We start from the raw sequence: 13667 nt of genomic DNA, 5'->3' as shown, positions 1-13667 counted from the left end.
GCCGACCCCCTCCTTGTAAGGGAGGTGCTCTCCCAGCTGAGCTAATCACCCGATACTACGCTGGATACTACTTAAAGTGGTGGGTCGTGCAGGATTCGAACCTGCGACCAATTGATTAAAAGTCAACTGCTCTACCAACTGAGCTAACGACCCACTTTTGCGTTGCTTTCGGTTTGTTTGATATCCCGTGGCAACGGCGGCATATATTACTGATTTCAGATTTGAGCGCAACAAAAATTTCGATGTAGATCACTCAACTGCTTATGATTCGCACGACACGACCAGAAATAATGCGACTTCTGGTCGTGTGTTATGCATTACATCGCGTTCAGACGTTTTTGCGCCTGTTTAGCGCCATCAGTACCAGGGTATTTACTGATAACCTGCTGGTACACGGCTTTCGCTTTCGCGGTGTCACCTTTATCCTGCATGATGACGCCGACTTTAAACATCGCATCCGCAGCCTTCGGTGACTTCGGATAGTTTTTCACCACCGAAGCAAAATAGTACGCCGCATCATCTTTCTTACCCTTGTTGTAGTTTAACTGACCCAGCCAATAATTGGCGTTTGGCAGGTAAGTTGAATCAGGGTAATTTTTGATGAAATTCTGAAATGCCACCATCGCGTCATCCTGGCGGGATTTATCCTGTACCAGCGCAATAGCTGCATTGTAATCAGTGTTTGCATCGCCGCTTTTCACCGGCGCGCCAGCATTCGCAGTACCTGCATCAGCTGTTGGCGTCGTTGATGCCGCAGCACCGCTTTGATCGCCGCTGGTTGATTGCGCCGCTGCACCACCGCTGCTGAGGCTATCGATCTGCAACAGGATCTGCTTTTGCCGCTCCACGACCTGATTCAATTGATACTGATTTTCCTGAATCTGACCACGCAGGGAGTCAATATCGGACTGATTATCAGAGAGTTGTTGCTGGAGTTGGGTTAAAAGCTGGCTGTGAGCATTAGAAATACGCTCAAGTTGAGTGACGCGGTCTTCGACCGAGCCTGAGCCGACACTACTGATTGGTGCCTGAGCAAAAGCGGCCCAGGGGGCCGCTATACCAACCAGTAACGACAGACTCAATAGTTGATGTCTGAAGTTACTGCTCATGCAATTCTCTTAGTAAACCAGTACCGCACGACGGTTTTTGGAGTATGCCGCTTCGTCATGACCCAGTACTGCAGGTTTTTCTTTACCGTAAGAAACGATGGAGATCTGGTCTGCAGAAACGCCTTTACCCTGCAGGTACATCTTAACGGCGTTCGCACGACGTTCACCCAGGGAGATGTTGTATTCCGGAGTACCACGTTCGTCCGCGTGACCTTCTACGGTGACTTTGTAAGACGGGTTGCTACGCAGGAAGTTTGCGTGTGCATCCAGCATTTGAGCAAAGTCAGAACGGATATCGTACTTGTCCAGATCGAAGTAAACGATGTTGTTCTGCTGCAGCTGTTGCATTTGCAGACGAGCCTGCTCTTCGGAAGACATATTGCCGTTGCTGCCGTTCGCATCCATACCAGTGCCGGCACCCAGCATGCCTTCGCTGCCGTCATTGCTGGCGTTCTTGTTGGAAGAACATGCCGCAATTGCCATAACAGGCAGAGCAATCATCAGCCCTTTCAGCACTTTGTTCAGTTGCATTTCAATGATTCCTTTACTATTCAATTAATTATTATCACAGATACGGCGACCAGGCAGGGAATTTGACCTGTCCATCAGTTGCCGGAAGACGCGCTTTGAAACGCCCATCTGTAGAAACCAAATTCAGCACGGATCCCATCCCCTGAGAAGAGCTGTAGATTACCATAGTGCCGTTAGGTGCCAGACTTGGCGTTTCATCCAGGAACGTTGACGACAGAACTTGTACGCCTCCCGTTACCAGATCTTGTTTGGCAATGTGCTGCTGCCCACCATTGGAGCTGACCATTACCATAAACTTACCGTCGCTGCTGACATCCGCATCCTGGTTCTGCGAACCTTCCCAGGTAATACGTTGTGGCGCACCGCCGTTGATATTCACTTTATAAACCTGCGGACGACCGGCCTGGTCAGAAGTAAATGCCAGGTTCTGGCTGTCCGGGAACCAGGTCGGTTCGGTGTTGTTGCTGCGACCATCAGTCACCTGACGAATCTGACCAGAAGCCAAATCCATTACGTACAGGTTCAGGCTACCAGTTTTCGACAGAGCGAATGCCAGCTTGCTGCCGTCTGGCGAGAATGCAGGCGCACCGTTATGACGCGGGAATGAAGCCACCTGACGTACAGCGCCATTTGCCAGCGTCTGAATAACCAGCGCGGAACGACCGCTTTCGAAGGTGACATATGCCAGTTTAGAACCATCTGGTGACCACGCCGGAGACATCAGCGGCTGCGGTGAGCGATGAACCACAAACTGGTTGTAACCGTCATAGTCAGATACGCGCAGTTCATACGGGAACTGACCGCCGTTGGTCTGAACAACGTAGGCAATACGGGTACGGAACGCACCTTTAATGCCAGTCAGTTTTTCAAACACTTCATCACTGGCGGTATGACCAGCGTAACGCAGCCATTGCTTGTTAACTTTATATGAGTTCTGAGCAAGTACAGTACCCGGCGCACCGCCGGTATCAACCAGCTGATAAGCAACATTGTAAGAGCCGTCAGGATTTGGAGTGACCTGACCTACAACGACAGCATCAATGCCCAGCGCAGACCATGCAGCAGGTTGAACTTCCTGCGCACTACCCGGCTGCTGTGGCAGACGAGCGCGATCTAACGGATTAAATTTGCCGCTGTTACGCAAGTCAGCAGCAACGATGCCACCAATATCTTCGGGTGCCGCGCCAGGCCCTGCCCACTGGAAAGGAACTACACCAATAGGACGACCGGAATCTACACCGCTGTCGATCACAATGCGGACTTCAGCGTGCAGAACTGATGCCCACAGTATGAGAAAACCAAATGCTACTCGTAATGCCTGCTTCATCATATCTCCCTTATCTGGACAGATAGCCCACGATAATTTAGCAGAATGTTAACAAACTCAAATACACAAAACTACCAGAACCCAGCGACAACCGATGTTTGATGTTAACCGCCGTGACGGTCAACATCGCGATTACGGCTTGAAGTCCAATGGTGCGTTTTTGAACACTTCATATACTGCCTGGCTTGGTGGTTTCGGGATCTTCGCAAGTTTAGCTGCTGCCAACGCAGCCTGACAAAGTGCGGGATCGCCACCTTCAGGTTTGATATCCAGTAACATACCATCTGGCGCCAGTTTTATGCGCAGCGTACAGGTTTTGCCTGCATAGGACGATGCGTCATAGAACTTACTTTCGATAGCAGATTTAATCTGCCCGGCATAGTTATTGATATCTGCGCCTGATGCGCCATTGTTTTTAGTATTACCACTCCCGGCAGGCGAAGCATTGTTCCCTTTCGCCCCACCGCCGGTTTTCGGTGCATTCTTACCAGAGCTTAGCTCACCGAAAATATCATCTGCCTCTGCGGCAGCTTTTGCTGCAGCGGCTTTTTCAGCTGCTGCTTTTGCCGCTGCGGCTTTTTTGTCTGCGGCGGCTTTTTCTGCCGCTGCTTTCTTCTCAGCTGCAGCCTTTTCAGCAGCCGCTTTTTCTGCTGCTGCTTTTTTCTCGGCTGCGGCTTTCTCTGCTGCCGCTTTCTTATCAGCAGCCGCTTTTTCTGCCGCTGCTTTCTTCTCAGCTTCGGCCTTCGCTTTTTCAGCAGCTTCGGCTGCCGCTTTTTTTCTCGCTTCTGCTGCGGCTGCTTCTGCCGCTTCCGCTTTCTTCTTCAGCGCCGCAGCTGCTGCCTCGGCTTTTTTCTGTGCTTCAGCAGCGGCTTTGGCAGCTTCTGCTTCCGCTTTTTTCTTCGCGTCTGCAGCCGCTTTCTTCGCTGCTTCTGCGGCTGCTTTGGCATCCGCTTCAGCCTTCGCTTTAGCATCTGCCGCCGCTTTCGCTGCCGCCTCTTCCGCTTGCTTCTGCTTTAACTCGGCCTGTTTAGCGGCTTCTTCAGCCTGCTTCTTCTGTTCCTGAGCAGCTAACCGCTCTTTCTCAAGTTGCTTCAGGCGTTCCTGTTCAGCCGCTTGTTTCTCACGCAGTTCTTCAGCTGCCTGCTGTTCCTTCATCTTGCGCTGCTCTTCGGAACGCTTCGCGCTTGATTCCTGGCTTTGCATGCGCTTGTACTGCTCAACTACCGCACCTGAATCAACCATTACGGCATCGATGGACGAACCACCGCCGCCACCGGCTGAAGCTTCTATATTCTCATCGAACGAACTCCAGATCAGCGCCGCAAATAAGATGACATGCAGCACTGCTGAAATAATTATCGCCCGCTTGAGCTTGTCGTTTTGTTCGGTTGCCTTTGACACTCTCGGTTCCCAAAAACTGTTCGCCTGTTACCCGCTCTCTTTCAAGCAAGGAAAACGCAGATGCTTAGATAGGCTGCGTCATTAAACCAACCGATTTCACACCCGCACTGTGTAACAAGTTCAGTGCTTTAATTATTTCATCGTAAGGCACATCTTTTGCGCCACCGATCAGAAAGACCGTTTTCGGATTAGCCTTGAAACGGCTGGATACTTCCGCCACCACCTGCTCTGGTGGTAAACGCTCCAGGCGATCCTTCTCAACCACCACGGTGTACTGACCAATACCAGATACTTCAACAATCACTGGCGGATTATCGTTGCTACTCACCGCCTGCGATTCAGTGGCGTCCGGCAGATCGACTTCTACGCTCTGGGTGATGATTGGCGCTGTTGCCATAAAGATCAGCAACAGCACCAAAAGCACGTCCAGCAACGGTACGATGTTGATTTCGGACTTGAGATCGCGACGACCTCGTCCACGTACTCTGGCCATGGCTTACCCCTTGTTACTCTCGCTAACGGTAAACGCCTGGCGGTGCAGAATCGCGGTAAACTCTTCCATAAAGTTGTCGTAATTCAGTTCCAGTTTGTTTACGCGCTGGTTGAGGCGGTTATAAGCCATTACCGCCGGAATTGCGGCGAACAGACCAATTGCCGTCGCAATCAACGCTTCTGCGATACCGGGCGCAACCATTTGCAGTGTTGCTTGTTTTACCGCCCCGAGGGCGATAAAGGCGTGCATGATCCCCCAGACCGTACCAAACAGACCAATATATGGGCTGATGGAACCTACCGTACCGAGGAATGGAATGTGCGTTTCCAGATTTTCCAGTTCACGGTTCATCGAGATACGCATAGCACGCGACGCCCCTTCCACTACGGCTTCCGGCGCATGGCTATTGGCACGATGCAGGCGCACAAATTCTTTGAACCCGCTGTAAAAGATTTGTTCCGAACCGGTGAGATTATCCCGTTTTCCCTGGCTCTCTTGATAGAGGCGGGAAAGTTCGATTCCAGACCAGAATTTATCTTCAAACGCTTCAGCTTCGCGTGCTGCAGCGTTAAGAATACGGGTCCGCTGGATAATAATGGCCCAGGATGCGATTGAAAAACCAATCAAAATCAACATGATAAGTTTAACCAGAAGGCTAGCCTTCAGGAACAAATCAAGGATATTCATGTCAGTCACTGCTTAAACTCCGCGACAATAGACTTGGGAAGCGCACGAGGCTTCATTTTGAGTGGGTCAACGCAAACAACCAGAACCTCAGCTTCATTCAGCAAAGTATTCTCGGCGTTGACAATACGTTGCGTGAAAACCAAAGAGGTGCCACGCATTGATGTTATTTCAGTCTGTATTTCGAGCATATCGTCGAGCCGCGCAGGTGCGTAATATTCCACCGTCATTTTACGTACCACAAAGGCAACGCGTTCAGCCATCAGCGCCTGTTGACTGAAGTGATGGTGACGCAGCATCTCTGTGCGTGCTCTTTCATAAAAAGCGACGTAACTGGCGTGGTACACCACACCACCGGCATCGGTATCTTCATAGTAGACGCGAACCGGCCATCGAAACAGCGTTGTATTCACTTTACATCCCGGTAATGCAACAAAAGTTAGAACTTTTAAACGCTGCTACTATACGCGTGCGATTGAGGTTTGGGAATGAGGGCAAGTTAAGGGAGCGTAAAAATTTATGGACTGTTGAAGGTCCATAAATTTTTAAAGAGAATTCTGATTTAAAAGAAGAAGAAAATCAGCCCGACAATGAGAACAATATCGGCAAGCAGTGGGCAAAAAATCCCTTGCCAAAGAACCTTCTGCGGACGAAAACCCACGCCGTGAATCACGCCAGCACAGACGGCCCACATCAGCAATAAACCATGCCAGATTTCCAGTTCACTGGTCTTCGCGGCGAAACGTGATGGGTCCCAAAACATACATCCTGCTAACAGAAGCGCCATCACGAAGGAAAGCGCCCGCAGGGGGCGCTTATCCATTACCGCATACAAAGTTGCGATAATTTTACTCATTAGCTGTCTTCTTGACCGGCTTTGCCTGATTCGACGTGCTCAAGCGCCAGCGCGGTGATTACCCCAAATGAACAGGCAAGAAGCGTTCCCAGAATCCATGCGAAATACCACATTATTAGCTCCTTACTTAGTACAGAGAGTGGGTGTTACGTTCAATGTCTTCTTTGGTGATACGTCCGAACATTTTCCAGTAACACCAGGTGGTGTAGAGAAGAATGATCGGAACCAGAACCACCGCAACCCAGGTCATGACGTTAAGCGTCAGCTGGCTGGAAGTTGCATCCCACATCGTCAGACTTGCATTCATCATGGTGCTGGACGGCATCACAAACGGGAACATTGCAATACCGGCAGTCAGGATGATGCAGGCCAACGTCAAGGAGGAGAACACAAACGCCCACGCGGCTTTATCCATACGTGCAGTCAGGATGGTCAGCAGCGGCAGAACAACACCCAGCGCCGGAATGGCCCACAGAATCGGCATATTGTTGAAGTTCACCAACCATGCGCCAGCTTCACGAACAACTTCTTTATTCAGCGGGTTAGATGCTGCGTAATGGTCCATTGTCGATTTAACGACATAACCGTCGATACCGTACATCACCCACACGCCAGCCAGTGCGAAGCAGACCAGTGTCACCAGCGCCGCCACCTGTGCAGTTGCACGGGTACGCAGGTGCAGTTCGCCCACGGTACGCATCTGCAGATAGGTCGCGCCCTGAGTAATGATCATCCCTACGCTCACCACACCGGCCAGCAGGCCGAACGGGTTAAGCAACTGGAAGAAGTTACCGGTGTAGTACAGACGCAGATATTCATCAACGTTGAACGGTACGCCCTGCAACAGGTTACCGAACGCCACACCAATCACCAGCGGCGGAACGAAGCTACCAATGAAGATGCCCCAGTCCCACATGTTGCGCCAACGGGTGTCTTCAATCTTGGAACGGTAATCAAAACCGACCGGACGGAAAAACAAAGACGCCAGTACGAGGATCATCGCGACATAGAAGCCGGAGAACGCAGCGGCATAAACCATCGGCCAGGCAGCGAACAGCGCGCCACCTGCGGTGATCAGCCATACCTGGTTACCGTCCCAGTGTGGCGCGATAGAGTTAATCATAATTCGACGCTCGGTGTCGTTACGACCGAGGAAACGGGTGAGCATCCCCACCCCCATGTCGAAACCGTCAGTGACTGCAAAACCAATCAGCAGAACGCCAACCAGCAGCCACCAGATAAAACGCAATACTTCATAATCGATCATTTGACGACTCCTGTCTTAGCGTGCCGGCTGAGTAGTCGTGGAAGACTGCTCAAAGTGATAGCGACCGGTTTTCAGGCTGCTTGGGCCAAGGCGTGCAAATTTGAACATTAAGAACAATTCTGCCACCAGGAACAGGGTATACAGGCCGCAAATCAGCACCATCGAGAAGATGAGATCGCCTGCAGTCAGTGACGAGTTCGCTACTGCGGTAGGCAACACTTCACCGATAGCCCACGGTTGACGACCGTATTCAGCAACGAACCAGCCCGCTTCTACAGCAATCCACGGCAGCGGAATACCGTACAGCGCGGCGCGCAGCAGCCATTTTTTCTCACCAATGCGGTTGCGGATTACACTCCAGAAGGAGAGCGCGATAATTGCCAGCAGCAGGAAGCCACACGCCACCATGATACGGAACGCGAAGTACAGCGGCGCTACACGTGGAATGGAGTCTTTGGTTGCCTGTTGAATCTGCGCTTCAGTCGCATCTGCCACGTTTGGCGTATAGCGTTTCAGCAGCAGACCGTAACCGAGGTCTTTCTTCATGCTATTGAACTGGTCACGTACAGCCTGATCGGTGGAACCAGAACGCAGTTGTTCGAGCAGAGAGTACGCTTTCATCCCGTTACGAATACGTTCTTCGTGCTGCACCATCAATTCTTTCAGGCCGATAACCGGTGTATCCACGGAACGCGTTGCGATAATACCCAGCGCGTAAGGGATCTGGATCGCAAATTTGTTCGTCTGCTCTTCCTGATCAGGAATACCAAACAGAGTAAAGGCGGCAGGCGCAGGTTGAGTTTCCCACTCAGCTTCAATAGCAGCCAGTTTGGTTTTCTGCACATCGCCCATTTCGTACCCAGATTCATCACCCAGAACAATAACAGACAGGACGGCAGCCATACCGAAGCTGGCAGCGATAGCAAAGGAGCGTTTTGCGAAGGCGAAGTCACGACCTTTCAGCATATACCATGCGCTGATACCGAGGATGAACATCGCGCCAGTCACATAACCAGACGCTACAGTGTGAACGAATTTCACCTGAGCAACCGGGTTAAGCACCAGCTCGGAGAAGCTCACCATCTCCATACGCATAGTTTCGAAATTGAAATCGGACGCGATTGGGTTTTGCATCCAGCCGTTCGCAACCAGAATCCACAGAGCGGACAGGTTTGAACCGAGCGCCACCAGCCAGGTGACACACATATGCTGAACTTTACCCAGACGATCCCAACCGAAGAAGAACAGACCTACAAAGGTGGATTCGAGGAAGAAGGCCATCAGACCTTCGATTGCCAGCGGCGCACCGAAGATATCCCCCACATAGTGGGAATAGTAAGACCAGTTAGTCCCGAACTGGAACTCCATGGTCAGACCGGTTGCCACACCCAGAGCAAAGTTGATACCAAACAACTTGCCCCAGAACTTGGTCATATCTTTATAAATCTGTTTGCCGGAAAGGACGTAGACCGTTTCCATAATGGCCAGCAGGAACGCCATACCGAGCGTCAGCGGCACAAAAAGGAAGTGGTACATCGCGGTCAAGGCAAACTGTAAGCGCGACAGTTCGACTATATCTAACATCATGACTCCTTGCTCATCGCATGAAGACTCCGAGAGTGAACCCCGTTAGAAAGGGTCACACGCATGCCCCAATACAAAATTATTTGCTCGCCCCTATCGTTGCCATTTCATCAAAAGAGGAAAGACAATGATAAAAAAGTTACAAATATGTTAATGAATAAACCAAATTGATCCCGTAATTATATTACGCCGCAAAATCCTTACAATAAACAGGTTTTTATTGAGCAAAATTGCATTTTTCGACAGTGATCAATTTATAGCGAAATTGTCACCATCTCACCAATTTGATCTACGACAATTTATCGTGTTTTGCAGATTTTTTTCAAGAATTAAAATTGATTTATATCAAAATCAATCAGATGTGTTAATTATGTGTGAACCATGAATCACTAACAGCCTTGTTGTTAATTTATTGTAAATTAACAATGCAACATAATTATCACAACAAAAAGACATAGATAAAAAACCAGTATTTTATTTAACAAAGCCACCTTATCAATTTTTTATAATCCTAATTGATTAGAGTAGCCAATTTGTTGCTATTTCACATAACAAATTTTTATCATAGTTAATTGATTGTTGTCTTTATGAGCGCCGAACTGTAAATCCGTTACTTATTGTTTCTCTGGTAATAATCACAAAAAGAAATAGATACCTTCGGTATAGTCAGATAGAACAAGAATTTTCAAAAGAATTTATATATGGCATTGATATTTCCCGATCTGTATTCAATGATTCCCTCAACGATTGAAAATCAAGAGAAATTGTTATAACAGGGATACGAAACAACAAAACGGAATTATAGCCAGGCGTTAGAAAACACTGGGTATTCTCGGGTACACGCTACCTTGTCTAAAAAATATTAACTCTCTGCCTTACAAAGGATTCCCCATGAAGAAAGCAACACATGTGATTGGCGTTGATGCGATTGTACTCTCCTCTATCTATGGATATTAGCGATATCGACTCATCAAGCATGAACTGAGTGGTATTCAGCTCCATATGAACAGCAACCTGGTGGGTAAACATGATTTCGCCGTTGGAATCAAGGTTGTTCTGCAACATCTAACAGATTGCTTCAATCTGCCTGTTTTGGCTGTGTAATATTCTTAATTTAACCATTTGAATATGATGATATTGTAAGATATCAGAAATTTAATTATCTGGAGATACGGCTTTACGACTACTGAACCTTAAAGTAATAGTTGATAATTCAGTAGCACATCAAGTGATATAACTAATTATATTAAAAAAGTTTTTTATACAATCGCATTGTAAAGAAGCACCAGCTACTTATAAAGCCCCCAAAAAAATATATATATTAATTCATACTGAAATAATATTTTCGACCGTAGTTCACGTTTGAAATGATTAATGACCTGCGCCTCTCACGCAGGTCAAATCAGGAAACTGTGTAACCGGCAAATAAAATGTTCGTAAACAGCGGGTATCATCAGTTGCCCTCAAAATACAGCTGATTTACATTTTTGCTTTTACACGTGCGATAGCCTCTTCATAAGAGGGCTTATTTTTTCCGCATAAGCGAGTTGATAATGCTGCAATGCATCAGCGTTCTGTCCTGCAGTTTCATAAATTTTGGCAATGTTATAATAGGAGTTAGCGCGCGTTGTCGCCGCATTGGCTCCACTGGCTAACGAGATCGCTTTACGATTTGCCCAAATCGCTTCCGCTATGTTGTCATTTTTCTGATAAGCCAGACCCAGGTTACTAAATGCCTGTCCGTAATTGCCATCTAATTCTGTTGCCTGTTGGAAGAGTTGAATGGCTTGCTCAAGTTGACCAGTTTTGTAAACAGCTTCACCTTCATGATTATATTTTCTTACCAGTTGAGTATCTCCACTGTTTTGCATCGCGGGCGAAGCCGGAGTTGAAGAGCCCGTCGCAGGCATTATCACAGTGGCTAAATCCCTGACGCCTAATGTGGTGTCATTAAAATTGGCGCTGGTAACAGAGTTGATATCTTCAAACTCGCCGTCTGGATTGAGTTTAAACACGGTCCAGATGTTCCCTCGTTCTCCAGCAGGGACACTATAACTACGCACCAGGGAGCTCGGCAGAACAATTTTCTTCATGTATAAATCCTTTTACTGCATGGAGAAGAGATATTTCGCCGGGCATTATTGCGCAAGGGATGGGAAAAAAAGCAGCGGAAAAGCTTTTCAGATTAGCGCCCGAATAAAAACAAAAAAGGCCATCATAAGATGGCCAACCATGTCGAAACCGACAGCCCTTCGCCATTCCTGTAGAGGGAAGCGGCGAGGGCTATTTCTTATTACAGATATTTATTTCAGAACAGTTTTCAGTGCTTCACCGATATCAGCCAGGCTGCGAACGGTTTTCACGCCTGCGGCTTCCAGGGCAGCGAACTTCTCATCCGCAGTCCCTTTACCACCGGCAATGATGGCGCCAGCATGACCCATACGTTTGCCTTTCGGCGCAGTCACACCGGCAATGTAACCCACAACTGGCTTGGTGACGTGCTCTTTGATGTACGCAGCAGCTTCTTCTTCGGCGCTACCGCCGATCTCACCGATCATCACGATCGCTTCGGTCTGCGGGTCTTTTTCGAACATTTCGAGAATGTCGATAAAGTTAGAACCTGGGATCGGGTCGCCGCCGATACCCACACAGGTCGACTGACCGAAACCGTAATCCGTGGTCTGTTTAACCGCTTCATAGGTCAGTGTACCGGAACGGGAGACGATACCCACTTTACCTGGTTTGTGAATGTGACCCGGCTGGATACCGATTTTGCATTCACCCGGGGTGATAACGCCCGGGCAGTTCGGGCCGATCATACGAACGCCTGCTTCATCCAGCTTCACTTTCACTGTCAGCATATCCAGCGTCGGGATACCTTCAGTGATGGTGATAATCAGTTTAATGCCTGCATCGATGGCTTCCAGAATGGAGTCTTTGCAGAACGGCGCTGGTACATAGATAACAGAAGCAGTAGCACCAGTAGCAGCAACAGCTTCACGCACGGTGTTGAACACCGGCAGGCCGAGGTGGGTGGTGCCGCCTTTACCTGGAGTTACGCCGCCAACCATTTTCGTGCCGTATGCAATGGCCTGTTCAGAGTGGAAAGTCCCCTGGCTACCGGTAAAGCCCTGGCAGATAACCTTGGTGTTTTTATCAATTAAAATGGACATTATTTCCCCTCCACTGCGGCAACAACCTGCTGAGCTGCATCCGTCAGACCTTTTGCTGCAATAATATTCAGGCCACTGTCAGCCAGTTTCTTCGCGCCGAGTTCGGCGTTGTTACCTTCCAGACGTACCACGACCGGTACGTTAACACCCACTTCCGCTACCGCGCCGATGATACCGTCAGCGATCAGGTCGCAACGAACGATACCGCCGAAGATGTTAACCAGAACGGCTTTCACTTTGTCGTCAGAGAGGATGATTTTGAACGCTTCGGTCACGCGCTCTTTGGTAGCGCCACCGCCAACGTCAAGGAAGTTAGCCGGTTCGCCGCCGTGCAGTTTAACGATGTCCATCGTCCCCATCGCCAGACCTGCACCGTTAACCATACAACCGATGTTACCGTCCAGCGCAACGTAGTTCAGTTCCCACTGTGCAGCTTGTGCTTCACGCGGATCTTCCTGCGACTGGTCGCGCATTTCGCGCAGATCAGGCTGGCGGAACAGTGCGTTGCCATCAGCGCCCAGTTTGCCGTCGAGGCAGACAAGATCGCCCTGCTTGGTAATAACCAGCGGGTTGATTTCGATCAGCGCCAGATCGCGCTCCAGGAAAATGGTCGCCAGGCCCATGAAGATTTTGGTGAACTGCTGAACCAGTTTACCTTCCAGACCCAGTTTGAACGCCAGCTCACGTCCCTGATACGGCATCGGGCCAGTCAGCGGATCAAGCGCAACTTTGTGGATCAGGTGCGGGGTTTCTTCCGCCACTTTTTCGATTTCCACGCCGCCTTCGGTGGAGGCCATAAAGACCACACGGCGGGAACTACGGTCAACAACGGCGCCGAGATACAGCTCTTTAGCGATATCGGTCGCCGCTTCAACCAGAATCTGGTTAACCGGTTGGCCATTGGCATCTGTTTGATACGTTACCAGACGCTTGCCCAGCCAGTTCTCTGCAAAAGCACGGATGTCTTCTTTGCTGTTTACAACTTTCACACCGCCCGCTTTACCACGGCCACCAGCGTGAACCTGACATTTCACTACCCACGGACCCGCACCGATTTTTGAAGCGGCTTCTTCTGCTTCGCGCGGAGTAGTACAGGCATAACCCACTGGCGCCGGTAAGCCATAGCGGGCAAAAAGTTGTTTTGCCTGATATTCATGTAAGTTCATGTGTTCTGTCCATCCTTTAGTAATCGTTATCTTTTAAACCGTAGACCGAATATGACGTATCGTTTCCGGGCATTGT

13 protein-coding genes, 1 tRNA gene and 1 pseudogene are annotated in these 13667 nt (G+C 49.3%); all 15 read right to left on the bottom strand.

Going from position 1 to position 13667, the window contains the following annotated elements; genetic code table 11:
- Positions 1-77: 77 nt before the first annotated feature.
- The 15 genes and pseudogenes from BEG40_RS01550 to sucC all read right to left on the bottom strand — a co-directional run bounded on the left by BEG40_RS01550 (position 78) and on the right by sucC (position 13591).
- A tRNA-Lys gene (locus BEG40_RS01550) sits at positions 78-153 on the bottom strand.
- A gap of 164 nt (positions 154-317) precedes the next feature.
- Positions 318-1109, bottom strand: a complete 792-nt coding sequence (gene cpoB, locus BEG40_RS01545) for a cell division protein CpoB (protein ID WP_000097569.1) — start codon at positions 1107-1109, stop codon at positions 318-320.
- A gap of 9 nt (positions 1110-1118) precedes the next feature.
- Positions 1119-1640, bottom strand: coding sequence for a peptidoglycan-associated lipoprotein Pal (pal, locus tag BEG40_RS01540; protein WP_010352216.1), 522 nt, complete (start codon positions 1638-1640; stop codon positions 1119-1121).
- A 34-nt stretch (positions 1641-1674) separates the two neighbouring features.
- Positions 1675-2967, bottom strand: a complete 1293-nt coding sequence (gene tolB, locus BEG40_RS01535) for a Tol-Pal system beta propeller repeat protein TolB (protein WP_010352214.1) — start codon at positions 2965-2967, stop codon at positions 1675-1677.
- Between the two features lie 132 nt (positions 2968-3099).
- Positions 3100-4368, bottom strand: a complete 1269-nt coding sequence (tolA, locus tag BEG40_RS01530; RefSeq protein WP_105284766.1) for a cell envelope integrity protein TolA — start codon at positions 4366-4368, stop codon at positions 3100-3102.
- 64 nt (positions 4369-4432) lie between these two features.
- Positions 4433-4861, bottom strand: a complete 429-nt coding sequence (tolR, locus tag BEG40_RS01525; RefSeq protein WP_000124988.1) for a colicin uptake protein TolR — start codon at positions 4859-4861, stop codon at positions 4433-4435.
- Positions 4862-4864: 3 nt separating this feature from the next.
- Positions 4865-5557 carry a Tol-Pal system protein TolQ gene (tolQ, locus tag BEG40_RS01520; protein WP_000131314.1) on the bottom strand — a complete coding sequence of 231 codons (693 nt, stop codon included), beginning with the start codon at positions 5555-5557 and terminating at the stop codon, positions 4865-4867.
- Positions 5554-5958 (bottom strand): tol-pal system-associated acyl-CoA thioesterase, encoded by a 405-nt coding sequence (gene ybgC, locus BEG40_RS01515; RefSeq protein WP_001098384.1) that lies wholly within the window; start codon positions 5956-5958, stop codon positions 5554-5556. The genes tolQ and ybgC overlap by 4 nt, the downstream gene beginning before the upstream one ends.
- 149 nt (positions 5959-6107) lie before the next feature.
- On the bottom strand, positions 6108-6401 hold the full coding sequence (ybgE, locus tag BEG40_RS01510; RefSeq protein WP_000034602.1) for a cyd operon protein YbgE: 294 nt from the start codon (positions 6399-6401) through the stop codon (positions 6108-6110).
- Entirely contained in the window at positions 6401-6514 is a 114-nt protein-coding gene (gene cydX, locus BEG40_RS01505) for a cytochrome bd-I oxidase subunit CydX (RefSeq protein ID WP_000270283.1), read from the bottom strand. Before cydX ends, ybgE begins: the two co-directional genes overlap by 1 nt.
- Positions 6515-6528: 14 nt before the next feature.
- The gene (gene cydB, locus BEG40_RS01500; RefSeq protein ID WP_000568269.1) at positions 6529-7668 is read right to left on the bottom strand and encodes a cytochrome d ubiquinol oxidase subunit II; all 1140 of its coding nucleotides are present in this window, start codon (positions 7666-7668) and stop codon (positions 6529-6531) included.
- 15 nt (positions 7669-7683) lie between these two features.
- Positions 7684-9252, bottom strand: a complete 1569-nt coding sequence (gene cydA, locus BEG40_RS01495; protein WP_010345240.1) for a cytochrome ubiquinol oxidase subunit I — start codon at positions 9250-9252, stop codon at positions 7684-7686.
- A gap of 1479 nt (positions 9253-10731) precedes the next feature.
- Positions 10732-11336, bottom strand: a pseudogene (locus BEG40_RS01485) (tetratricopeptide repeat protein); the annotation flags it as partial.
- A 219-nt stretch (positions 11337-11555) separates the two neighbouring features.
- The gene (sucD, locus tag BEG40_RS01480; protein ID WP_000025458.1) at positions 11556-12425 is read right to left on the bottom strand and encodes a succinate--CoA ligase subunit alpha; all 870 of its coding nucleotides are present in this window, start codon (positions 12423-12425) and stop codon (positions 11556-11558) included.
- Entirely contained in the window at positions 12425-13591 is a 1167-nt protein-coding gene (gene sucC, locus BEG40_RS01475) for an ADP-forming succinate--CoA ligase subunit beta (protein WP_001048608.1), read from the bottom strand. The genes sucD and sucC overlap by 1 nt, the downstream gene beginning before the upstream one ends.
- Between the last annotated feature and the right edge of the window lie 76 nt (positions 13592-13667).

This window comes from Escherichia sp. MOD1-EC5495 (assembly GCF_002965965.1).
GTDB classification, from domain to species: domain Bacteria; phylum Pseudomonadota; class Gammaproteobacteria; order Enterobacterales; family Enterobacteriaceae; genus Escherichia; species Escherichia ruysiae.
The sequence above is the reverse complement of the archived record's forward strand: the minus strand, read 5'-3'. Positions and strand labels throughout refer to the sequence as shown.